We start from the raw sequence: 23821 nt of genomic DNA, 5'->3' as shown, positions 1-23821 counted from the left end.
TTTATGGTGATGATCCCCGGGTAAGTGGACTGGAATCCATTTTACTGGAGGGGAAATATGATCAGGGAAGTCTGTGCCTCACGTGAGAAAGCGGAGCTCGTGCCGCACCGGGGAAAATATACCCCGGCTACCCACCTCACGAAAGTATCCGCGCACCGGATTGCCCGGCCGGATCCCGGCAAAAACATAATCAGACGGTGGTAGGGACATAGTTTTAAATGGGGGGTGCCCTTTTTCGGGGCGGGCTGGAAAACCTGAAAACCCTCACCGGAGGCAGGTTAAATTAACTTGTTAACAATTCTATGCAAACATGTCCGATTTGTTAAAGAACCTCAAAATGGTGTCAAATCAAATGCCTTTATTAGAGGCAAGTACCAAAATTTTGTTGATAGTCATGGTCAGAATAGCCGTAAATCTGATTTCAGGAAGAACTATCCAGCAAGGTGTTGCGATCGAGGGTGGAAAAGAGAAGCCCTACTATCGTGAAGCAGCTGGAATTATTGAAATGGACCGCTCCGATTTAAAAAAACTCGGGGCATGGAAGAACACCACCGTCCGGGTCACCAGCCCTTATGGCAGCGTTATAGTCAAAGCGGTCGAGACTGCCCAGGGACCGCACCCGGGTGTAGCTTTTATCCCGATGGGACCGTGGGCAAACTCCATTATTGACCCGAATACCTACTCCACGGGGATGCCAACATTCAAAGGAACTCCTGTGACACTGGAAGTTGCAGCAAACGAGCCGATCCTTCTCGGCATCGAACTTGTACAGAAACTTTGCGGGGTGAAAACTGAATGACCAGGACTATAACCGATGTGGTCTGCCCTTTCTGCGGAACACTTTGTGATGATATTGAAGTGATTGTTTCCGATGATGGCAAGAAACTCCTCGAAGTCGACAATGCCTGCGTAATCGGGACAGAAAAGTTCCTGCACTCGCAATCACCTGACCGGATCACCCGTCCCCGGATGCACCAGGAAGACGGGTCATGGAAGGAGATCTCCTATGATGAGGCTGTTGAATACACCGCCCAGATGCTCGCAAAGGCGAAAAAGCCACTCATGTTTGGGTGGTCTTCAACCAACTGCGAGGCCCAGAGTGTGGGTAATGAGATTGCCGAAATGAGCCGGGCATGCTGTGACAATACCGCTGCAACCTGCCACGGCACTTCCCTGATTGCGATTCAGGATGTAGGTCTTCCATCCTGTACTCTTGGAGAAATCAAGAACCGTGCGGACAGGATTGTCTTCTGGGGTTGCAACCCGGCACATGCCCACCCCCGGCACATGTCCCGGTACTCCATCTTCCCTCGCGGTTTTTTTACGGGTAAGGGACAGATGAGCCGCAAGCTGATTGTTGTTGATCCCCGTGTTACCGACACCGCCAAGATGGCCGACATGCACCTTCAGGTAGCACAGGGCCAGGACTACGAACTCTTAAACGCATTCCGCGTTGCCTTTAAGGGTGAATGGCTCCCTGACGAAGTTGCCGGCATTCCCAGTGAGAAGATCCGCGAGGCTGCTGATATCCTGAAAAGCGGCCGGTTCGGCATCATCTTCTTTGGCATGGGTGTTACCCAGTCGCTCGGCAAGAACCACAATATCGACGAGGCAATTGCTGTCACTAAGGATCTCAACGATTACACAAAATTCTCGATCATGCCGATGCGGGGCCACTACAATGTTACCGGCTCCGGAGAAGTTTTCGCATGGCAGTTTGGGTTTCCCTACGCAGTTGACCTTACCCGGGGCTTTGCCCGCTACAACCCGGGCGACACAAGTACGATCGACCTCCTCACCCGTGGAGAGATCGACGCCATGTTGACCATAGGAAGCGACCCGGGCGCACACTTCCCGATTAGCGCGGTCAAACCGATCGCCAATATGCCGTCCGTCTGCATCGACCCCCACCTGACCCCGACATCCGGGGTCTCAAAACTCCATGTTCCGGTCGCTTTCAATGGGGTCGAAACCGGTGGCAACTGCTACCGCATGGACAACGTGCCAATTGACTGCCGCAAGGTAGTCGAGCCCCCGGAGGGGATGCTCACCGACGAAGAGTTCTTAATAAAAGTCCGGGACCGCTTAAAACAGCTCAAGGGGGCAGCATAACCATGTCAGAATACATCATCAAAAACGGTCATGTCTTTGACCCGGTCCAGGGCATCAAAGGCGACAAGAAGGATATTGCAATCAAGGACGGAAAGATAGTCGACAAGGTCAGTTCCTCGGCAAAGGTTATCGATGCCAGGGACAAGACCGTCATGGCAGGCGCCGTGGAAATCCACGCCCATATTGCAGGCCCCAAGGTTAACCTCGGCCGCATCTACCGGCCCGAGGACAAACTCTTCAGCTGCACACCAACCCATGGCATGGAGCGGATGGGGGGCGGGGCATCGATCCCGACCACGTTCAAGACCGGCTACGAGTATGCAAAGATGGGATACACCACCGCGATGGAAGCGGCAATGCCCCCGCTCTTCTCACGCCACGTCCACGAAGAGATCCGCGACACACCCATTATCGATGAGGGTGCATTCCCGGTCTTCGGGAACAACTGGTTCGTGCTCGAGTATCTCAAGAACCATGAAGTTGAGAACACCGCAGCCTACATTGCCTGGCTCCTCAACGTGACGAAAGGGTACGCAGTCAAGGTCGTCAACCCCGGTGGGACTGAAGCCTGGGCATGGGGTCTGAACTGTCTCTCCGTTAACGACCCGGTTCCATATTTCGACATTACTCCCGCAGAGATCGTCAAGGGACTCATCGAGGCGAACGAGTACCTCGGCCTCCCGCACTCAATGCACATCCACCCGAACAATCTCGGGAACCCGGGATGCTACGAGACCACGCTCGAAACCATGAAGCTCGCAGAAGGCTTCAAGGCCAAAAACAAGTTTGGCCGCGAGCAGGTCCTGCACCTCACCCACACCCAGTTCCACTCCTACAAGGGAACCAACTGGGCAGACTTTGAGTCCGGTGCAAAGGAAGTCACGGACTACGTGAACAAGGCCAAGAACATCACCATCGATACCGGTAACGTGACCCTTGACGAGACTACCACGATGACAGCGGATGGCCCGTTCGAGCACCACCTCACCGGCCTCAATCACTTAAAGTGGGCGAATGTCGATGTGGAACTTGAGACCGCAGCCGGAGTCGTGCCGTATATTTACAGCCCGAACATCTCGGTCTGTGCAATCCAGTGGGCGATTGGCCTTGAGATCCCGCTGATGATGAAGGACCCGATGCGCTGTTACATCACCACCGATCACCCGAACGCAGGACCGTTTACCCGGTACCCGCGTGTCATCAAGTGGCTGATGTCCACGAAGGCCCGTGAGACCCAGATCAACGCCTTCAAGCACAAGGATAAGGTTCTTTCACAGACCAGCATCGGCAGCCTTGACCGCGAGATCTCGCTGTACGAACTTGCCCAGATGACCCGCGCCGGCCCGGCAAAATCCCTTGGCCTTTCTTCCATGTGCGGCGGCCTGAAGCCCGGTATGGACGCCGATGTTGCAGTCTATAACTTCAACCCGGACAAACCCGTTGCAAACCCCGATGATATCGAGACAGCGTTCTCGCGCTGTGCGGCGGTCTTCAAGAGCGGCGTGCAGGTAGTCCAGAACGGTGAGATCATCGGCACCGGCCACAAGCGTACACTCTGGGTTCATGCAAAAGTCAATGACAACCCGCAGGTCAGGCGCGACATCACTGAAAAGTTCGTCAAGTACTACAGTGTGACGCAGAACAACTACGAAGCGCTCGGGCACACATTCATCCCGAACCCGTTTGCCCTTGAGGTTGATGCAACGAAGGCATAGGTGAGCGACATGGAAACCGTAACCATTACCATGAAAAATGCGCCTGCACTGTATCTTGAGGCTGACAACGTGTCTCCCGATGCATTTGCCGGCAAATCTGCAGCACAGATCGCAGAACTCTCGGTCCACGAGGGCAACACTACCTCTCCTCTTGGGAAATATTTCGAGGTCACAGGCAATGCCGGTGCAACCGCAGCCGACACGAAGATCGTTGTCAAAGGCGATGTTAAGAAAGTAAAGTACCTCGGTTTCAAGATGACCGCCGGGGAGCTCGTCATCGAAGGTAACACTGATCTGTATGTCGGTGCATGGATGACGGGGGGAAAGATCTTCGCGAACGGCGATGTCGCGGCATTTGCCGGGCTTGCCCTGAAAGGCGGCGAGATCACCATTGAGGGTAATGCCGGTAACTACCTCGGCGCTGCATACCGTGGCGACTGGAGAGGCATGTCCGGTGGCAGGATCCTCGTCAAGGGCAATGCCGGATCGGATATCGGTATGTATATGCTCGGCGGCGAGATCGTCGTAAACGGCAATATCGATGTTCATGCCCTGACCCACGCTGAGGGGGGCAGGCTTGTTGTCAAGGGCAATGCGAAGAGCAAGGTCGGCGGCCAGATGGTGGACGGGACTATATTCATCCTGGGCACCATCGATCTCATGATGCCCGGGTTCAAGTATGTCGATACCGTTGAGCAGGAAGTTGACGGTGTCAAGGCAAAGTTTGCCCACTTCATCGGTGATATGGGAGAGCGCCACAAGAAGAAAAAGGGACAGGTCATCTACGGCAACCTGTATACCCGGGTATAACTTTTTTTAACGGTGTATTATTGTTTCAGGAACGGGTTCATTGTCACCGGTTTAACGGGATCACCAGGCTCAGTTTTTAAAAAACAAAAAAAAATGAAGGGGGCATGCATTAGCCCTGTTGTTGATTTACACCTCTGAAATAATCCCCACGATCGGTGATAGCCAAATTTGTCACCGTCAGAACCAGTGAGACCATCGCTACAAATACCGTTTTGAACACTATCCGGATATGCGGGTTTTCCCGTTCATCCCCATCCATCAACCCATCCAATCCGGGCTCAATCCAACCCCCGATTACCCCCCCGACCCACTCAAAAGAACCCCGTATCGGGCTCCGTTTCAGGAAGTCCTCAAATTGATCTTCTTTTTGAAATCGGACGAATAAAAATGGACACGCTAATGCGGTTCTTTTGGCCAATTTCATGTCAGATTGCCACTTGCACGATCCGGAAAAAAAGAGGCCGCCAGAACGCGGATATGGGGCTCTGAAGGGAATTATATGGGGCTTAATTTGGGCTAATTTTTAAAAACGGGGTTATTGTATTACGTATTTTTCACCCGTAACAACTCGGACGGCATTACGGGCATTTTTCGGGGGCCATATCGGGTTTTTCCTCACCTGTACCCGAATGCCGGAGGAATGCGGCTATAGGAGAATCCCGGATATCGGCCTGAGGCCGCATCATCAGGTATTGTTTCTGTGCATTCATCATCGAATAATCCATATCGTTGTCGTTTTTCATTCCGACGCAGAATGCAACAGGGTCAACGATGCGGAATGACGAAAAGAGATCCACGCCTTCATCAAAAAAGGCATCCGGAATAAGCGAGGCACCCACACCATAAATCCCGACGAGTCGTGCATTTTTCGCCGCATGCAGGAGCCGGCTGAAACTGTTGTCCACAAGTGTCGACGTACTGAGAAGCACTACATCGGCGTTGCCAAGTATTTTCTCACTTTCGGGTTGTGTATGGCAGACGATATTTCCCGGCATCGTGGAATTCTCTTTATCAATGGTGACCGTCTCAAAGGTCTCGGGGAACCGGAGGTTTATGACATGGAGTTCGCGGCACCATGCGTGAAGTGAGGATATCTGGCTTCCATATCCGGCGATTGCCACAATATCATCAAGGTTGACAATGTGGGAGATTGCCGGGTAATCCTGGACAAACTCGTCGCTTGCCTTCCAGCACTCCGAGAGGTACCCACGTTTCCGAATCCCGTTGCACCCGAGAAATTTCTGGGATAACGCGCTCAGGGCAGCAATACCAAGCGCCCTTTTGTGGAGATCCTGCGATTCAATTCCCGTTTTGGCGAGATCGAAAAGGGGTTTCCCGATACAGGAATGGAGGTTCGTGATCGCTTTCTGCCCCTCTGTTCCGTACATTGTGTTGATCCCGACACAGTTGGTGGCAATGCCGCATTCGTTGTGGGAACTGGTGATGGCAATCCACCGGGGTTTGATGGCAATGCTCGTGAGTTTTCCCTGCCTGACATGGTTTTCACGATATAACTCGTGCAAACGGTCGAGGGTGGCGTTAAGGATTGCATCTCCATGTCGCGTGAGTTTAGCCATATTATCAATCCCGGGTACTTCCGGGTACTGGTTTTACTATCTCCGGTATTATTATTCGTCTGAAATTCTTTTAGTTATTCTTTAATATCTTATCTGGAGGGCAGGGACAATTTTCACTGTACCAGGCAGGACTTTACCGCCCGCAAATGCATCTGATATCCTTGCGCATAAGGAGCAAGTGCCAGTTCCAAAAGAACGGTTATTGAGCCTGCCCTGTGTGTCATGTTTTTGATTGATTTACAAACAATTGTGGATAATTGTGTAAAACTCATGTTGTCCCCGGAACTACAAAAAAGAGAAATATTCCCGGGTATCCAGGAATCCAGGCCTTATGCCGCAACTTTTTGGGCGGTGGCAACCGGTACGCCTGCGGTCTTTCGCACAGGTCTCTTCTCCCAGAGCAGCGCACCATCTTTGATGGCAAACGAGCTCATCGAACAGACCCGTACTCCAGCCGGTATCTGCGAGATGTCGGCATTTTTTGGGACGATAATGGCATACCCGTGCCGGAGCGGCCGACCGAAATTTGAGACACCGGAGACTTTCAGGTCTTCAAGCACGTCCGGAGTGATCACGGAATTGTAGGACACAAGGATCTTTGTGGTCTCTTTCGTGCCCCCGTTCATCCGTTCCAGAAGAACAGTCATTTCGTCATTGTCCAGCATTTTTTCCTCGCGGAGATTCCAGCCATCAAAACTGGAATAGGCGCGATGGATTTCCTGCAGGGCAAATGTATGCATGCTTTTGGTAATAATTCCCATAATTTTCACCCTTCCTCGTACAAAGAACCAACTACCAGCAAAAATCTGTCAAACCCCATTTTTTAGTACCGGAACAATAGTCTCTTTAAAAAAAGAGATTAGTTCTTTGGCACCGGGTTAAACACGTTCTGGTAGATCATGTCGCTGCCGGTATTCTTAAGACGGGCCCGTTCCTGTTTCTCCTCAACATAGGCCATGAGAGGCAGTTCCATATCCACACCCGGGACGTGGCCAAACATCTTTTCGAGTTCGACCTGCTGGGCGTGCATGAAGAGCGCGTTCGGGATCTCCGCAGGGCAGAGTTCCTCGCACTGGCCGCAATTCACACAGGAATCCGCGATGTGAGCATACCGGATCAGGTGGAACATAAAGTTTGGCGGAAGTTCCCCGGGCTTTACATATGCCGGGTTCTTCGTGGTGCAGTCCACGCAGTAGCAGATCGGGCAGGCAAGGATACAGGAATAACACTTGATGCACCGTGAGGTCTCACTCATGATCTTTTTTAACCGGTCTTTTCCCTCGCCAAGCCCCTCAAAGTCCTTCTTGCGCCATTTCTCGCCGAGCTTGAGCATGGCACCTTCGACTTTTCCCCGGATCTCAAGACCCTTGGGATTTGCTGCCTCGGTCGCAACCGCACCGGCCTTTACTGCACCGGAAAGCAGGTTTGCACCCTTCTCGCTGCACACTTCGATAAACGTCGCTTTGCCGGCCTTTTCACCGATAACTCCCCAGTTACCGCAGGCAAGGTCTGCCTGCCGGGGGATCTTCATCTTGCAGCGGCGGCAGTTGGACCTGCGCCCATATCCTGCTTCCTCAAGCTCATCGATGGAGATACCCTTGTGGCCTCCCTCGTACTCGATGATGAACTGGCCCTTATCGATCTCTTCCTTGTGAACTGTGTTCGGGTCAACGCCGAACTTCTCATTGATCATCTTTCGGGCGAGGACCGGGCTGACCGAGCCTCCGCAGTTGACACCGATCAGGATGACATTGTCGAGGTTGATCTGTTTGCGCTTGGCAAGTTCATAGAACGCCATTGCATCGCAGCCTTTGACGGTCACACCGATCTTCATGTTCGCGGCACCGTTCATGTAATTCTTGAGAAGTTTTGGAAGGAGCAGGGTACCGCAGTGAAGGGAACCGGCAGTCTTTGCCAGATCCTTTGGATCGGTAATAAGGACCGGCTGTGCATCGTAGAGATCAGTTCCCTTGGTAATGACGAGAACCGCATCGACGGCCTTGGACTCGAGTGCGTATTTCCAGAGTGCGGTTACTGCACCACCAAGTTCTGCGTGTTTTTTGATTTCAGCGTCGTTGGTCCACGCGTAGAGCATATCGCCTTTCTTTGCCATGATCAGGCCTCCTTGATCTTCTCGATCTTACAAGCACAGGCCTTAAACTCCGGAATTGATGCAACGGGGTCAAGTGCGTTGTGGGTGAGCAGGTTTGCCGCACATTCGATATAGTGGAACGGGATGAAGACGACACCCTTCTTAATGGTCTTCAGCACGCGGGCGCCAATAGTGATCTCTCCTCTGCGGGAGATCGCCCTGACCATCTCCTTATCCTTGATGCCCAGCGCCGTTGCGTCCTCGGGATTAATCTCAATCCATCCCGTGGGCTCCTCACGCTCGAGATCAACAGAGCGGCGGGTCATCGACCCGGTGTGCCACTGCCAGATGCAGCGGCCGGTGGTCAGGAGGAGCGGGTACTCCGCATCCGGAACTTCTGCCGGGGGTTTCCACTCGATCGGGGTAAAGATACCAAGACCGTCCGGGTGGGAGAATTTCTCCTTATGGAGGATAGGGGTACCCGGGTGTTCCTTTGTCGGACAGGGCCAGTGGAGCGCTTCAGGTTTTTCGAGGCGGGCATAGTCCATGCCGGCATAGGAGGGGGTAACCTTTGTGATCTCCGTGAAGATCTCTTCTGCGCTCTTGTACGGGAACTGCTTCTCGTATCCCATGTACTTTGCGATCTCGCTGATGATCAGCCAGTCCACCTTGGCCTCGCCGGGTGGGTCCTGTGCCTTTCTCCATTTCTGGACACGGCGTTCGGTTGAAGTCTGGGTCCCATCCTTTTCGGCATAGCAGGTTGCCGGAAGAACTACATCTGCAAGTTGTGCAGTCTCGGTCAGGAAGATATCCTGCACGACAATGAACTCGGCATTCTTCAGGCCCTTTTCCACGTGGTGAAGGTCCGGGTCGGAGAGCATCGGATTCTCACCCATGATATACAGGCACTTGACTTTGCCGGGCTCATCAGCAAGAACATTGATAAGCTTGGTAACCGTCAGACCGACTTTGCCCTCGGCAATCTCGCAGCCCCATGCGGTTTCCATCTTCTTCTTCATGTCGGGAACAAGCACTGACTGGTACCCGGAGTATACATTTGCGAGGGCTCCCATATCGCAGGCGCCCTGCACGTTGTTCTGGCCACGCAGTGCGCAGATGCCCGTGCCGGGTCTTCCGAGATTGCCGGTCAGCATCTGGATATTTGCAACTGACTTGACGTTGTCGACACCGGTGGTGTGCTGGGTAATACCCATTGAGTAGAGGATCGCGGACTGGCCGGATGTGCCAAACCACTCAGCCGCTGTGATGATGTCCTTTGCGGGAACACCGGTGATCTTCGAGACGTTCTCGGGGCTGTATGCATCCTTCATCACAACTTCTTTGACCTTCTCGAAATCCTTGGTCCTCTTTGCAATGAACTCCTTGTTCTCCCAGCCGTTCTTGAGGATCAGCTGCATGAAGCAGTTGAGCAATGCCACATCGGTACCGGAGTAGAACTGCAGGTGCAGGTCGGCAATCTTCCCGGTCGGCGTGAGTCTCGGGTCGGCGTAGATGATCTTTGCACCGTTCTTCTTTGCCTGCATAATGCGGCGCCCGATCAGCGGGTGCTGCTCGAAGGTGTTGGTTCCGATGACAAGGAGACACTTTGATTCAGCAATATCTGCAATCGACTGGGTCATTGCACCGGATCCAAACGCGCCGGCAAGCCCGACGACTGTTGACGCATGGCAGAGCCGGGCGCAGTGGTCGATGTTCGGCGTCTTTAAGACGGCCCGGGCAAACTTCTGCATCAGGTAGTTCTCTTCATTGGAGACACGGGCTGATGAGAGGCAGGCCATTTCCTCACCCTTGTAGGACTTAAACTTCGAGACGATGAGCTTGTAGGCTTCGTCCCAGCTCGCCTCGACAAACTTCCCGTCTTTCTTGATGAGCGGTTTTGTCAGCCGGTCCGGGCTGTTCACAAATTCCCATGCATAGTTGCCTTTGGGGCATAACTTGCCCTCGTTGACCGGGTTGCGCTGCCACGGCTGGACACCGACAACCTTCTTGTCCTTGACAACGAGGTTAAATCCGCAGCCTGTCCCGCAATAGGGGCAGGTTGTGGGCACATATTTGAATTCCATAAATTTTACACCTTAAATAATGAAGGTTCAAGTCTAGGTGTATATAAACCCAATGAAAAAATTTTGAAAAATGATTAATAGAAGGGGGTTCAATTACATCTCCTGCTGATGTATGGTAATAACATTTCAATTAATCTTGGAGAAAAATCAAGAACCTGCAATTCATTTTAGAAAAGCAGGATTTTATGGAGCGCGCAGGGTATGAAAACACATCGTTTACCCCCACTCGTGGCAGATATTGTCAAGGCAGCGATCTCCGCTGTTGACGGGGTCACCTTTACCAATCATTCGGTATGCCCCGTGTGCGGCGGTCCCCTTATCGGGTATGATACAAAAAGAAAACAGTTTGCACACCTGTTAACTGCCACCGGTCCAAAAACTGTGTATGTTGACGTCAAACGGTTTTACTGCCGCAACTGTCACGGGTTCTGTCTCGCGGATAATCCCTTCTATCCCGATACCCGGATCGGTTCTGTCATCATCGATCTCTGCATTGCACTGTCCATGACGATGCCGGTTAACCGTGTGCCGGCGTACCTTGCAACCATGGGTATTAACGTTGACCGTTCCAGTTGCCGCCTCTACGTGCAGAACACCAGCAGTTACTACGTGCGGAACAATCTCGCCTATATCGAAACAAACACTCTCCTGAGTGTTCACCTGCCACGCTCGGTCTTATTGCTCTCAAGGATGGCTATCTTTGCCGATGAGGAGAATCACATTAAAGATTCTGATATTCTCGCTGCCTGTGGTTTTCCTTCCGCACAACGGACCGGGCCCAATCGCCGGTTTCCGCTGGAACAATGGGGAAAACGGGAAAACGATGGATACTAAAAACCGCGTGGCATCTCACCATGATTTTCGTGATCCAATACGGCCCTGTTGCGAACTGGGGGTACCTCACCTCGCTTGACATGATTGAAGGGACCTGCCCCCCCTCCTTCTTTTTTTCCGGGAGGGGATCACCCCCCTCCCCTTGTGCCGGCCCGGGTAGGGGGTACCCTCCCCCTTTGTTCCATCCCCAGACCTGCGAGCCGTGGAACTCACGTCTGAATTTGGATTTTGTTTGCGGCCGTAGGGGGGGAGGGGGCAGGGGGGTACCCCCCCTTCCTTCTTTTTTCTTGGAGGCGATCACCCCCCTCCCCCTGTTCCGGCCCGGGTGGGGGGGTACCCACCCCCCATTGGGGAGTTACGAGCCGAAAGCGATCACCTGGTTTCCGGGCCGGGCGATCATGATGAGGGAGGCTGATGTCCACATACCCCCGACAGGAAGCCCCGCACCGGACTGGTGACGAAGAATAAAATCTCCCTGCCCCGGAAAGGCCCTGATGAGGGAAGCCTCTCTACCGACTGTAACCAAGTTCATGGATTAGATCCACGCACTTCCCGGTCCTCACCCGGGCAATAAAACCGTTATCTCACTTTAAAAAAAGGGATAAAATTTACTTTGGTACCGGGTTGAACACGTTCTCGTAGATCATGTCGCTGCCGGTGTTCTTGAGCCGGGCCCGCTCGGATCTCTCCTCGACAAAGGCCATGAGCGGCAGTTCCATGTCCATACCGGGCACGTGGCCGAACATCTTTTCCAGTTCAACCTGCTGGGAGTGCATGAAGAGCGCGTTCGGGATCTCTGCTGCACAGACTTCCTCGCACTGGCCGCAGTTCACGCAGGAGTCCGCGATGTGGGCATAGCGGATCAGGTGGAACATGAAGCTGACCGGGAGTTCCCCGGGCGCGACATAGGTCGGGTTCTTCGTGGTGCAGTCCACACAATAGCAGATCGGGCAGACATCAATGCACTGGTAGCACTTGATGCAGCGGGAGGTCTCGCTCATGATCTTCTTTAACCGGTCCTTGCCCTCGCCAAGACCTTCAAAGTCTTTCTTGCGCCACTTCTCGCCAAGCTTGAGCATGGCACCCTCGACCTTTCCACGGATCTCAAGGCCCTTGGGGTTTGCCGGCTCGGTGGCAATGATACCTTTCTTCACGGCGCCGTCAAGGAGTGCTGCACCCTTCTCGGAGCAGACCTCGACAAAGGTTGCCTTTCCGGCCCGGGGTCCGATGACACCCCAGTTACCGCACGCGAGATCTGCCTGGCGGGGGATCTTCATCTTGCAGCGGCGGCAGTTGGTCCTGCGGCCAAATCCTGCCTCTTCGAGCTCGTCAACGGAGATACCCTTGTGTCCGCCTTCGTACTCGATGATGAACTGGCCCTTGTCGATCTCTTCCTTGTGCACTTTCTCGGGGTCGACGTCGTACTTCTCCTTGATCATCTTGCGGGCAGTGACCGGGCTGACCGATCCACCGCAGTTGACTCCGATCATGTAGATGTTGTCGAGGTTGATCTGCTTGCGCTTCGCGAGTTCGTAGAACGCCATCGCGTCGCAGCCCTTGACCGTGACCCCGATCTTCATGTCCTTTGCCCCGTTGTAGTATTTCTTGATCAGCTTGGGCAGGAGGAGCGTACCGCAGTGGAGCGATCCGGCCGTGCTTGCAAGGTCCTTTGCGTCGGTGATGAGGACCGGCTTTGCATCGTAGAGGTCAACACCCTTGGTTACCACAAAGACTGCGTCGACAATCTTTGCCTCAAGCGCGTATTTCCACAGGGAAGTAACTGCGCCACCGAGCTCGGCCTTCTTCTGGATCTCTGCGTCGTTTGTCCACGCGTAGAGCATATCGCCTTTCTTGCTCATGTTTAGGCCTCCTTGATCTTCTCAACCTTGACAGCACAGTGCTTGAGCTCCGGCATCTTTGACATCGGGTCAAGTGCTGTGTTCGTGAGGTTGTTTGCACCATTGACAAAGTGCATCGGCATGTAGAGCACTTTCGGGGCCACATCATCGGTCACGCGTGCAACTGCAATGGTTTCCCCACGGCGGCTCGTCACCTTGATCTTCTCGTGCTGCCTGATGCCGAGTGCCTTTGCGTCATCGGTGTTGATCTGGACGTAGTTCTCGGATACATCGTTGTGCAGGGTCGGGCTCCGGTCGGTCTGGGTCCGGGTGTGGTAGTGGAATATGCAACGCCCGGTCATGAGTGTGTACGGGTACTCTGCATCCGCGACTTCCGCGGGTGGGCGGTACTCGATGCCGAACATGGTGCCCTTGCCATCCGCTGCGGCAAACTTGCCGATGTGGAGAATTGGGGTTCCCGGGTGCTCGATGGTCGGACAGGGCCAGTGGATGGCCTCGGGTTTCTCGATCTTCTCGTAGGTTACACCAAACTGGCCGGGGGTGACGGAACGCATGTCATCCCAGACATCCTTTGCAGTTTTCCAGTCAAAGCCCTTGAGGCCCATCTTCTTTGCGAGCATGCCGATGATCTCCCAGTCGTACTTTGATTCGCCGGGGCCGTCGACCGCTTTCCTGACGCGGTTGACACGACGCTCGCCGCTCGTAAATGTACCGTCCTTCTCGGCAAAGCAGGTACCGGGCAGAACTACATCTGCATATTCGCAGCTCTCGGTCCAGTAAATATCCTGAATGACGAGGAAATCGAGCTTGTCAAACATCTTCCTGACGTGGTTTGAATCGGGGTAGGAAACAACCGGGTTGAGACCCAGGACGTACATCGCCTTGACAACCTCTCCACAATCGTTAATCTGCTCGGTCAGGGTTGAACCATACCAGTCGGGCAGGGAACCTGCCGGCATGCCCCATGCCTTCTCCATCTTGGCACGGTTGTCGGGAACGGCAACTGCCTGGTAACCGGAGAAGACGTTCGGGTATGCGCCCATATCGCAGGCACCCTGCACGTTGTTCTGGCCACGGAGTGGGTTGACACCGACGCCCGGGCGGCCGACGTTACCGGTCAGGAGCGCGAGGTTGCCCATCGAACGGACGTTGTCGGTACCGGTGGTAAGTTCGGTGATACCAAGGCAGTAGATGATGACGGCGTTCTTTGCATTCGCGTACTGGCGGGCGAACTCCTTGACCGTCTCCTGCGGGACACCATGGATATTCGTGGCGTCTGCATACTTCTCAACCATCTTCTTGAGGTCGTCGAAGCCTTTCGTGCGCTCCTTGATGTACTCCTTGTCCTCAAGGCCTTCCTTGATGATCCAGTACATCATGTTGTTGGCGAGCGCGATATGGGTCGACGGGGTGAACCGGATCCACTTATCGGCAAGCCGTGCGGTTGCGCTGAGACGCGGGTCAACGACGACGATCGGTATTCCCTTCTTCTTCGCCTGCATGACGCGGCGCCCGGCAAGCGGGTGGGCCTCGACTGCGTTCGAACCCCACATGACGATCAGGTCGGAGTTTAAGACATCCTCGAACGGGTTGGTGGCGGCACCGGACCCAAACGAGAGCGAAAGACCGGCAACGGAAGGTCCGTGGCAGATACGTGCGCAGTTGTCGACGTTATTGGTCTGGAAGCCGACACGGGCTAATTTCTGGAGGGCGTAGCAGTCCTCGTTTACCGTACGGCACGAGGTCTGGAAGCCAAGGGACTTGGGCCCGTTCTTCTTCTCTATCTCCGTAAAATTCTTGGCAATCAGTTCAAGGGCCTCGTCCCAGGAAGCTTCCACGAACTTGTCGCCCTTCTTGATTAAGGGCTTTGTCAGCCGGCCGGGCTTCTGGACGGTCTCCCAGCAGGGCGCACCTTTCGGGCAAAGCTTTCCTTCGTTTATGGGGGACCGCTTGTACGGTTCGACACCCAGAAGCGTGTTTCCCTTGGATACGAGGTTGAGGCCGCAGCCAACCCCGCAGTAGGGACACGTCGTTGCAGTATACTTCAACGCTGTTTTATCTTCACTCATGCACATTCACCAAGTTAACTTAAATAAATTAACACAGACTTTTCAAACGTTAAAAAATCTGGTCTAACTAATGAGTTTTGTTAACACGTTATATAAGGATTCTGAAATTTTCCCGATTACTGATGAATAATGGTGGGCGATCCGATGATAAACTGTGGTACGAATTCTCTTTGTGGAATAAGAAATACAGGTAATAATCACCGCGGGATTTGCGATGGAGCAAAGAATCAGGCGCCGCGCGGGGTGCGTTTTGTTAATATCATCAGGTTAACCCGTTGTTGAAACGAGCAGCGGGCAAGCCCCGGAACGGTTCCCGACAGGAATTGTCTGGGTATATCTGGCATATGTCCCTCACAGGATTATGTGAGACCTTCCCGGTGTATTATGGGATACATGAAAAACCGGCTGCCAGGGTGTTTGTTTTAAGTCGGCAGATTAAACGAAATTGCTATCGTGATGTAGAATATCGGATAGTTGCTCGGAATCATCAACCGGATCATACAAGAATCTCCCGGTTCTATCAATCATTCTACCGGGGAGCGAGTTGCGCAGAATTCTATACGCGTCTCTATTCCTGCGGGGTGGATCCAACTTTCGGGGAGGATGACAGTTGCGGCACTATTTCTCGGGTTTCTGTCACGGATCCGGTCTCAAAATATCCCATCCCTTCAGGGAACACATTCGTGTTGGAATAATTCCGTACGACTTGGGGAGTCACGACAGTAAGTTTCGGAATGCCAACGTTAAATTGATGGGATGGGTACCAGTATATTCCATTTCCATACGAGTACGCAGCATCATTCACCACAAACTCAGCCTCTGATAAATTAATATGCTGCATCTGTGCATCATCATAATTGAGAATCTTCAATAATTTGTTCTTTAGATCCTGTTTTCCCAGTAAAAAGAAGATGAGCCTTGTACCCTCATCGACAGAATAATGAACATTGACAAGCGCCGTATCATTCTCCAGATGGATCTGCACAGATTCTACGGTGATATAACCGTACCGCTCATCATTTGCAGCTATCGCTGGCGCTATAATGAGCCCTATGCAGAAGAAACAGAGAAGTGCAACGGCACGTACTCTCATAGCATTATCAATTGGAATGGGCCAGTTAAAGGATTTATGGTAATTTGCGTCTATTTCACCCGTTCTGCAGTCAACCAAAACATTCAGGAGACGACACGGAATTGCCACAAAAAAGTTATTTGTTAGAAGCAAGAACAATCTCGATGCTCGATACATTAGTCTTGCCGGAATCGGTATCGATAACCTCGGTTGAGATAATAATATCCTTTTTTGTCACACCCTCCAGGAACCGGTTTAATGAAATCTCTGCGGTATCGACCGCCCGCGAGATCGCCTTGCCACGGGCCTTGATAGCAACCTCGCTTGCCCCGTTGTTGAATTGTGTTACGACTGCCAGTACATAGTTCATGACCGGCTTGTTTCCCACAAACACGGTGTTTTCCTTCATTGGTTGCATGGTGGGTTGAATGGTGTTTTCCATAGAGATCACAGGTACTTCTTCTTTGTTATCAGTTCTGCATTCAGCACGCTTGCCCCTGCTGCACCACGGATGGTGTTATGTCCCATCGCCACAAACCGGAGACCTTCCCGCACCCTGCCGACCGACACGGTCATGCCATGGCCCCGCATACGATCAAGCCGAGGCTGGGGGCGGTCATCATCGGTGAAAAGATGGACGGATTCTGGCGGTTGGGTCGGCAGGCCCTTGATCGGCGGTTTGTAGTCGGCAAAGGCTTTTTTTACCTTTTCGACCGGTTCCTTAATATCCACCCAGACTGCCATGGTGTGCCCGTCAATGACCGGTACCCGGTGACAGCTCGCACTTACTTTAAACCGTGCATCTGCCACTTTCTTGCCTTTCAAGGTACCCATGATCTTGAGAGTCTCGGACTCCATCTTCTCCTCTTCCTTTCCGATGTAGGGGATAACGTTGTCGTAGATTGCCATTGCCGCAACGCCCGCGAAACCTGCTCCGGATATTGCCTGCATCGTGGCGACCCGGATATCGGTAAACTTAAATTTCCGCAAAGGTGCAAGGGCAGTGACAAGCATAATTGTCGAGCAGTTCGGGTTGGTTACGATAAAACCGTCCCTCCCGGCGTCCCGCTGTACATCGATCAAACCCAGGTGATCGGGGTTTACCTCAGGAACCACGAGAGGAATGGTCGGCTCCATCCGGTGTGAACTTGCGTTACTGCAGACTGCGATGCCCGCATCGGCAAATTTGTTCTCAACATCCAGCGCAATTTCCGCAGGGAGCGCGGAGAAGACAAGATCTACATCCTTCATCGCTGAAGGGGCAATATTTACGACCTTGATCTTTGCGATCTTTTCCGGAAACGGCGTTTCAAGGCGCCAGTTTACTACTTTTCCGTACTGCTTTCCCGCACTGCGTTCCGAGGCCGCGAGTGTTGTCAGATTAAACCAGGGATGATCCGCCAGAAGTTCGACAAATCGCTGACCAACCGCGCCCGTAGCACCGAGCACTCCAACATTAATCATAGGTAACAGGTCCTGTGTGTATTTTGTATTTCCCGTTTGAGATGATGGCGGGTTGTAAAACTCAATTTCACCTGCGATAATAAAAACATTGTTTTTTAAAGTTTATACAAATACGTCATATAAAAATTCGGGAAAATTTTCACCACTTACCCGGATACGTTGGGATTAGAAAAGATATGCCCCAACGCACCGGTCAGCGTTTTTCTTCTGCGCTGTAATACCAGTAAAGGTGAACAAAAAGGATCTTTGTGAGGGGAAATTTATTCCATGTGGATCGCTTCAGAGGGACAGGCATCCACACAGGTCTGGCAGTCCACGCACATGTCCTTGTCGACCTTGGCCTTCTCGTTCTCCAGGGAAATCGCAGATGCGGGGCACTCGCTCACGCAGGTTTCACAACCAGTACATTTTGTCGTATCAACAACAGCTACCAAACTATTCACTCCATCGTTATAATGAGGCCAAATACAAAAAAAGGGTTTCTATTTTGTACAGGTGTTGACAGGATGCCGGATTATTTTTTTTGCAGGCCAAGGACATCGTGCATGCCATAGATTCCCGGCTTTTTGCCGGCAACCCAGCGCGTCGCCCGCAGGGCACCACTCGCAAAGACCGACCGGTCGTAGGCCCGGTGGGAGAGTTCGATCGTCTCAAAGTTCTTCGAGAACATCACTGAATGATCGCCCACAATATCCCCGCCCCGGATCACGTGGACGCCAATCTCGTTTTCGCGTTCCATCATGCCTTCACGGCCATAGAGTTTCCTGCGCGGCCCAACCTCTTCATCGAGAATCTGGAGGATCGTCTTTGCCGTGCCACTCGGGGCATCCTTCTTGTTCCGGTGGTGCGCCTCGATCACCTCGATATCGTAATCGCCGAGCAGTTTTCCTGCCTCGCGCACGAGCTGCCAGAAGATGTTAACCCCGACAGAGAAGTTGCTTGAGATCACCGCAGGTACATGACCCTCAATGGCTGTTGCCATCTCTTTGCGCTGTTCCGGGGTAAAACCGGTCGTTCCGACGATGAGCGCAACATTATTTTTTGCCGCCGCTTTCACGTTTCCCACAGCAGCCTGCGCAATGGTAAAATCGATCAGCACGTCGGGCTTTTTGTTCTTAAGAAGTGTCTCGATATCCTGTGTTGCAACAATATCGGCCCCGAAAAAGGTACCGGGCCGGAGATCGATCCCCCCGACAAGTTCCAGGTCCTCTGATTCTTTGACCATCCTCCCTATGGTCTGGCCCATACGGCCGGAGGCGCCACAGACAACGACTTTGATCATGTCCGGTTCACCGCCGGCTTTTCTTTGTGGCCGGTTTCTTTTGTTTTCCCGCTGATCCGGCAGCTGTCATTTTCTTTGCAGCCGGGATGGTCGCAAGGATTTTTTTGAGGTCTGTGGTCTTTTTCTCATCGAGATTGTCAAGAGGCAGCCGTACCGGGCCTCCTGCCATTCCCATAAGTTCCACGGCTTTTTTTACCGGGATGGGGTTTGTGTCGATGAACATCGAGCGGAAGAGTGGGGAGAGCGCATAGTGCAGGGCGAGCGCTTTTTTCCAGTCGCCTTTCGCTGCAGCCTCGCACATGGCAACCATGCGTTTTGGATCCACGTTTGCCGCGACCGATATAACACCGGCACCGCCGAGCGCCATGATCGGGAGGGTGAGGTTGTCGTCACCGGAGATTACGGCAAAGTCCTCGTCCTGGGTCAGTTCGATGATCCGCGAGACCTGGCCGACGTTTCCGCTAGCCTCCTTGACCCCGACAATGTTCGGGTGCTTTGCAAGTTCTGCGATCAGATCCGGCTCGAGATTCTGGCCTGTGCGCCCGGGCACATTGTAGATGACGAGCGGAATATCGAGATCCGCCAGTTTTGTGTAATGCTTGATGAGCCCCGCACGGTTGGGCTTGTTGTAATACGGGCTGATGACGAGCACGCCATCGGCACCGGTGTCCTTTGCCGCCTTGGTGAGGATGACTGCTTCCGCGGTATTGTTTGAGCCCGTCCCTGCCAGCACAGGGACCTTACCGTTGACCGTATCGATGGTGACGCTGACAACCTTTTCATGTTCCTTAAACGAAAGTGTTGCAGACTCGCCGGTCGAGCCACAGGGTACAATCCCATGGATACCACAGGACAGCAGGTACTCAATGTTTCGTTCCAGACCCTGAACATCAAGATCCATCGCGGAAGTACGTTTAAAAGGGGTAATTATTGCGGGAAGGACACCTTCAAACATAAACAAGGTTATGCGTGTCTTTTTGTATTAATTTTTCTTGTTATGTAACCGGCAACGCGGTTCCTGACGCGCTTGCTCTCGATCGATGCGGATGCCGAGAGCTGGTGCTTGTTCGCGTCGAAATTGTTCGAAAAGTTCTCCCTCTGCTTAGCGAGGAGTGCGGTACCGAGGTTCTTGATATACGATGGCTTTATTCCCATGAAATATTCCTCAAAGTTCTATACGTATAATGCGGTTCGACAACATAATAATATTCCCCGCGACAACCGCAGGGTTTTCGCCAAACAGGTGGATGACTGCGGACTCTTTTCGAGGGCCCGGATCCACGATCACTTCCGGGACGCCATCCCTGCAGCAGGAGGCCACGCCCCAGTCCATAGTATTGACGCTGGGGGACTGTACGCGGCGGTCAATGGTGCAGCATTCAAGGAACATCTCCTCAAACACGCGGCGGACCGCATCTGAATACCGGATTGTTGCCGCACAGCGCATCTCCGGATCAAATTTCGCGGCAGTAAGAAGAATTCGGGCGATCTCTGCGTCGGCGCCAAACCCGCAGGCTCCCGCGGCCCGGACGGCGTTCTTCTGCACCACGAGCCCCCCGGCAACAGCTGCGACGCCCGTACTATCGCGTGCGCCGGTGATAGCATACCCGATATTTGAGCCGGCACCGGCAATAAGCCGTGAATCCATCGATTCTTCGATGAGGGCAACGGCACGCGAGAGCCGGGTAAGCGCATCGTTTCTCTGCTGCTCGGGACTGATCATAAGTATCTGCACATTCTGTTGATCCGGGGTACTCTTATGCTCTTCCCCGGTCACTCATGAATCAGGTCAGGCCCAGTTCTCCACGAATTACAATCAGTCCGTCAATTGCAACCGCATAAAACTCCGGCAGGGCAAGGACCGGTGCAATAAGCGCGATCCGGGACCGGTCGCACCCTGCGGCAAATGATTTTTCTTTTGCTTTTTTCGTCACGGTCTTTACGGTTACATCCGAGAGTCTGCCGCCTTTCACGAGCGCACATGCGATAAGGAGACCCGAGGCACTGTCTGCTGCCTGCAACGCAATCTCGACCGGCCGGTTGTAGGTCCCGGAAAAGAGATGATGATTGTGCCGCTGGACGATCCCGGCCAAGTCGGGATCGATACCGTGCTCTTTGAGGATCTCCGCCCCTTTCGTACCGTGCTGCTGCATATCCCCGTGGATGAGTTCGAAATCGATGTCGTGCAGGATACCTAGGGTCTCCCAGCGTTCTGCATCCTCACCGAGACGCGCGGCAAGCGCCTTCATGACGGCACCGGTAGCAAGGCAGTGTTTTTTAAGCCCATCCTCATGGACATACAAGGAGAGCAGGGCTATCGCAGCGAAGCGTTCCATAGAAAGGAACTTGGCCGGCTGTTATCATCAGCCTGACGGTTTGACGGAAGATATGCATATATCCGTACAGCGCGAATATGCTTGGGATGGACGCACGTCTGCTTGATGTCATTATCGGTGTGGCGGGTTTTATTCTCCTGACCATTCTTCTGGCAGTACTCCCGATGGGGATAAGTGCCGGGCCGGCTTACCTGATCGCAATTATTATTTTTATCCTCTTTCTGGCCATTGCAGGATACCGGGTCAACGAGAAGATTACCTGAACTACGAAAAGACGGTTTTTTTGGTTTTGTTGAAATCCTCACAAGGTTGTTCAACAGTGGCTGTTTTTTTTTAGGAAACGATCACGTGAAAAAATGATCTGTTGTAAAGATCTTTTTGTGGGGCATGAAGATCCGGGCAGCAGGAGGATACGGTTCTCCACAATTTTGTCCGGATGCGGGCTCGCGGTTTTGATCCTTTTTTTACCCCAGTTCAGACGTGAGGCAGTCTGTAACTTTACAGCTGAGCTGTAAAGTTACAGCTCAGCTGTAAGGTTAAGTACTATGCAGATCCGGCATTTTTTAAAATGTGCTGAAAAACACATCCCATTTATTGAAAGGATCCAGGTTTTCTCCCGGGTCTTTATTCAGGAGTTTTCAGATTTTTATCAGCAACCTGCGGTTTTGCCGGTGCAGGTTTAAGGGGCCGGGACTTTTTTGCCTTGTAGTAACTGAGCGGGTGGCTGACCCTTTCGCAGAGAGGATCGCGGTGGACGCAGAGACCGGTCGTCTGCATCGCAGCGCAGGCCGGGGTGGTATACTCGGTGCTGGACCCCCCGCGCCCGGTGATATGCTCGACCTGGTACATCGTCTTTTCGATGTCGAAATCCGGTGACCGGGCGTAGAGTTCTGCGATCCCCGCCGTGTCCAGACCGATATTGTGAAGGAACGCTGTGAGCGAAAACCGGCCGGCATGCGTAAGGTTGGTACCTGCCGCAAGCGCGGTAATCAGTGCCTGCATACAAGGCGGAAACGCACTTTCTTCCACCTTCCCGAACTGCCGCAGCATCTGTTCCTGGTACACCTTCTTGATCTCCGCTGCTCTCGGCGCAAGCAGCTCGCAGATCTCCTTTGGCACCCGGTGGGGGAGATCGCGGCGCAGGAGCACGCGAATCCGCTCCCGCAGGAGTTCGTAGCGTTCGTTCTTGTTGATCGCAACAAATCCTTGTATCACCTGCCGGTTAATGAGTCGGTACCGGTCATCATGCAGGGGCGCGACGAGTTCTACGTAATCGGGAACCGGCATCCGGTCCTGCGTAATCCTGATACCCAGTTCATCAGAGATCGCGGTCCAGAGCCGGGAATACTCGCCTTCATCCTGCACGTACCGGCTGTTCCACTCCTCTTCATTCACGAGAAAATAGTAGGCACGTTCGGCCTCGTACCGGGTAAGCCGGTCGATAAGCTGTTTGTCATTGACGCAGGACGCGATGATCCGTGCGAGCGCATACGCAGCGATCTCATCTTCGGGTGTTTCGCTCACGTCGGGGACACGGGCCTTTTTCGGGGTTACCGCTTCCTGTATCCGGGTAACCGCATGCGAGACCAGAACCTCACCTTTGGGTGTGCCAAGAAGAGTACCAAGCGAAGCAAAACGGGACCTGATGGGATCCTGTGCTTTTTTTAAAAATGGAAAATGAGAAAGTTCCTTGCCGGAAGGCACGAACTCCATTCAGTCAGCCTCAATCCGGGGCGCAAGCAGGTACTCCACGTGCCCGTTACCACCTGCAATATCAAAGGAGAACCGGACTGGATGATCCACGCCAAGGAAGACCTCCACTTCAGGAGCCCGTGACATCACCTTGCCCATGTCCCTGAGATAGTCAAGGGAGAATAGCGAGCGCGTCTCGACCGGGGTAAGCGACTTAAGCTCGTCTTTTCCGAACTCCCGCAGGATATGATCGGTATCGCCTTCTGCGACCATATAAAATGTCTGGTCTTTGGGGTTGATTCCCAAGGCAATCTTGTCCGAGATTACCGCAGCGGCCTTAATCGCATTGTTGAGATCTTCACCGGAGATCACAACCTTTCCCGGGAGGTTGATGGTCGGTGAGTTGGGGTCTTTTCTGATCGTGTTCGTGTCCAGGAGGGTGATAGAGTAGTGGTAGCCGTGGACGCTCACTGCCATCTTCTGGGCATTGTCCGCAAGCTCGAGGCTGATGAGATCGCCTTTTCCCCCCATGTTAAAGATGTTCTTCATCTTGGAGATGTCGACCCCGATCTCGCTCTTTGTGGCCTTGAAGGTATCAAACGCCTCTTTTTTGAGCGTGAATGCAATCATGGCGACATTGGCGGTATCCACTGCTCGGGTAGAGATGCTGTCTTCCTCGGTGTGCAGCCGGCACTCGGGTACGAGTGCCGAGATCGCGTCAATGGCCTCCCGGAATATATCTGCGTCAATGGTTGCTTTTAACATCGCTTTCCCCTTAACAACTGTCTTATACAGTATATCGTCATACTTTAATTATAGCGTT

24 protein-coding genes are annotated in these 23821 nt (G+C 53.0%); 6 read left to right on the top strand and 18 right to left on the bottom strand.

The window, feature by feature from the left end; translation table 11 throughout:
* Positions 1-394: 394 nt before the first annotated feature.
* From WCX19_RS09450 to WCX19_RS09435, 4 genes are read left to right on the top strand one after another with little or no spacing between them, the layout of a single operon-like run.
* A complete protein-coding gene (locus WCX19_RS09450) occupies positions 395-799 on the top strand; it encodes a molybdopterin dinucleotide binding domain-containing protein (protein ID WP_373007470.1) in 405 nt (134 codons plus the stop codon).
* A complete protein-coding gene (locus WCX19_RS09445; protein ID WP_373007468.1) occupies positions 796-2112 on the top strand; it encodes a formylmethanofuran dehydrogenase subunit B in 1317 nt (438 codons plus the stop codon). The genes WCX19_RS09450 and WCX19_RS09445 overlap by 4 nt, the downstream gene beginning before the upstream one ends.
* A gap of 2 nt (positions 2113-2114) precedes the next feature.
* Complete coding sequence (locus WCX19_RS09440) at positions 2115-3827, top strand: formylmethanofuran dehydrogenase subunit A (RefSeq protein WP_373007466.1); 1713 nt, start codon at positions 2115-2117, stop codon at positions 3825-3827.
* A 9-nt stretch (positions 3828-3836) separates the two neighbouring features.
* Positions 3837-4637, top strand: a complete 801-nt coding sequence (locus tag WCX19_RS09435) for a formylmethanofuran dehydrogenase subunit C (protein WP_373007464.1) — start codon at positions 3837-3839, stop codon at positions 4635-4637.
* Positions 4638-4746: 109 nt separating this feature from the next.
* Here the strand turns inward: WCX19_RS09435 and WCX19_RS09430 are convergent, their stop codons facing one another.
* The 5 genes from WCX19_RS09430 to fdhF (WCX19_RS09410) all read right to left on the bottom strand — a co-directional run bounded on the left by WCX19_RS09430 (position 4747) and on the right by fdhF (WCX19_RS09410) (position 10390).
* Positions 4747-5061 carry a hypothetical protein gene (locus WCX19_RS09430; RefSeq protein WP_373007462.1) on the bottom strand — a complete coding sequence of 105 codons (315 nt, stop codon included), beginning with the start codon at positions 5059-5061 and terminating at the stop codon, positions 4747-4749.
* A 154-nt stretch (positions 5062-5215) separates the two neighbouring features.
* The gene (locus WCX19_RS09425) at positions 5216-6214 is read right to left on the bottom strand and encodes a Rossmann-like domain-containing protein (RefSeq protein WP_373007460.1); all 999 of its coding nucleotides are present in this window, start codon (positions 6212-6214) and stop codon (positions 5216-5218) included.
* Between the two features lie 329 nt (positions 6215-6543).
* Positions 6544-6975, bottom strand: a complete 432-nt coding sequence (locus tag WCX19_RS09420) for a hypothetical protein (protein ID WP_373007458.1) — start codon at positions 6973-6975, stop codon at positions 6544-6546.
* A gap of 98 nt (positions 6976-7073) precedes the next feature.
* Positions 7074-8327 (bottom strand): Coenzyme F420 hydrogenase/dehydrogenase, beta subunit C-terminal domain, encoded by a 1254-nt coding sequence (locus WCX19_RS09415; protein ID WP_373007456.1) that lies wholly within the window; start codon positions 8325-8327, stop codon positions 7074-7076.
* A 2-nt stretch (positions 8328-8329) separates the two neighbouring features.
* Positions 8330-10390: a formate dehydrogenase subunit alpha gene (gene fdhF, locus WCX19_RS09410; protein WP_373007454.1), complete on the bottom strand. Its 2061-nt coding sequence runs from the start codon at positions 10388-10390 to the stop codon at positions 8330-8332.
* Positions 10391-10591: 201 nt separating this feature from the next.
* Between fdhF (WCX19_RS09410) and WCX19_RS09405 the strand changes: the two genes are divergently transcribed.
* Positions 10592-11224 (top strand): hypothetical protein, encoded by a 633-nt coding sequence (locus tag WCX19_RS09405; RefSeq protein WP_373007452.1) that lies wholly within the window; start codon positions 10592-10594, stop codon positions 11222-11224.
* Positions 11225-11832: 608 nt separating this feature from the next.
* Here the strand turns inward: WCX19_RS09405 and WCX19_RS09400 are convergent.
* From WCX19_RS09400 to WCX19_RS09350, 11 genes are all read right to left on the bottom strand, one after another.
* Entirely contained in the window at positions 11833-13083 is a 1251-nt protein-coding gene (locus tag WCX19_RS09400) for a Coenzyme F420 hydrogenase/dehydrogenase, beta subunit C-terminal domain (RefSeq protein ID WP_373007450.1), read from the bottom strand.
* A 2-nt stretch (positions 13084-13085) separates the two neighbouring features.
* On the bottom strand, positions 13086-15152 hold the full coding sequence (gene fdhF / locus WCX19_RS09395; protein WP_373007449.1) for a formate dehydrogenase subunit alpha: 2067 nt from the start codon (positions 15150-15152) through the stop codon (positions 13086-13088).
* A gap of 568 nt (positions 15153-15720) precedes the next feature.
* On the bottom strand, positions 15721-16245 hold the full coding sequence (locus WCX19_RS09390; protein ID WP_373007447.1) for a hypothetical protein: 525 nt from the start codon (positions 16243-16245) through the stop codon (positions 15721-15723).
* Positions 16246-16360: 115 nt separating this feature from the next.
* Positions 16361-16633, bottom strand: coding sequence for a DNA-binding protein Alba (gene albA, locus WCX19_RS09385; protein WP_373007445.1), 273 nt, complete (start codon positions 16631-16633; stop codon positions 16361-16363).
* A 38-nt stretch (positions 16634-16671) separates the two neighbouring features.
* Entirely contained in the window at positions 16672-17688 is a 1017-nt protein-coding gene (gene asd, locus WCX19_RS09380; protein ID WP_373007443.1) for an aspartate-semialdehyde dehydrogenase, read from the bottom strand.
* Positions 17689-17948: 260 nt separating this feature from the next.
* On the bottom strand, positions 17949-18122 hold the full coding sequence (locus WCX19_RS09375) for a 4Fe-4S binding protein (RefSeq protein ID WP_292423497.1): 174 nt from the start codon (positions 18120-18122) through the stop codon (positions 17949-17951).
* Positions 18123-18202: 80 nt separating this feature from the next.
* A complete protein-coding gene (dapB, locus tag WCX19_RS09370) occupies positions 18203-18970 on the bottom strand; it encodes a 4-hydroxy-tetrahydrodipicolinate reductase (protein WP_373007441.1) in 768 nt (255 codons plus the stop codon).
* Positions 18971-18977: 7 nt separating this feature from the next.
* Positions 18978-19925, bottom strand: coding sequence for a 4-hydroxy-tetrahydrodipicolinate synthase (gene dapA, locus WCX19_RS09365; protein ID WP_373007439.1), 948 nt, complete (start codon positions 19923-19925; stop codon positions 18978-18980).
* A gap of 8 nt (positions 19926-19933) precedes the next feature.
* Positions 19934-20125 carry a 30S ribosomal protein S17e gene (locus tag WCX19_RS09360; RefSeq protein WP_373007437.1) on the bottom strand — a complete coding sequence of 64 codons (192 nt, stop codon included), beginning with the start codon at positions 20123-20125 and terminating at the stop codon, positions 19934-19936.
* A gap of 10 nt (positions 20126-20135) precedes the next feature.
* On the bottom strand, positions 20136-20693 hold the full coding sequence (locus WCX19_RS09355; RefSeq protein ID WP_373007435.1) for a thiamine-phosphate synthase family protein: 558 nt from the start codon (positions 20691-20693) through the stop codon (positions 20136-20138).
* A gap of 61 nt (positions 20694-20754) precedes the next feature.
* Entirely contained in the window at positions 20755-21306 is a 552-nt protein-coding gene (locus WCX19_RS09350; RefSeq protein WP_373007433.1) for an HDIG domain-containing metalloprotein, read from the bottom strand.
* Between the two features lie 86 nt (positions 21307-21392).
* Between WCX19_RS09350 and WCX19_RS09345 the strand changes: the two genes are divergently transcribed.
* Positions 21393-21569 carry a hypothetical protein gene (locus WCX19_RS09345; protein WP_373007431.1) on the top strand — a complete coding sequence of 59 codons (177 nt, stop codon included), beginning with the start codon at positions 21393-21395 and terminating at the stop codon, positions 21567-21569.
* A gap of 361 nt (positions 21570-21930) precedes the next feature.
* On the opposite strand, the gene priL is transcribed toward WCX19_RS09345, so the two are convergent.
* Together priL and WCX19_RS09335 are read right to left on the bottom strand one after the other, a co-directional pair.
* Complete coding sequence (gene priL / locus WCX19_RS09340) at positions 21931-23019, bottom strand: DNA primase regulatory subunit PriL (RefSeq protein WP_373007429.1); 1089 nt, start codon at positions 23017-23019, stop codon at positions 21931-21933.
* Positions 23020-23763: a DNA polymerase sliding clamp gene (locus WCX19_RS09335; protein WP_373007427.1), complete on the bottom strand. Its 744-nt coding sequence runs from the start codon at positions 23761-23763 to the stop codon at positions 23020-23022. It abuts the gene before it with no gap.
* Positions 23764-23821: the final 58 nt, after the last annotated feature.

It is taken from the genome of Methanoregula sp. (genome assembly GCF_041663825.1).
Lineage (GTDB): Archaea > Halobacteriota > Methanomicrobia > Methanomicrobiales > Methanospirillaceae > Methanoregula.
The sequence above is the reverse complement of the archived record's forward strand: the minus strand, read 5'-3'. Positions and strand labels throughout refer to the sequence as shown.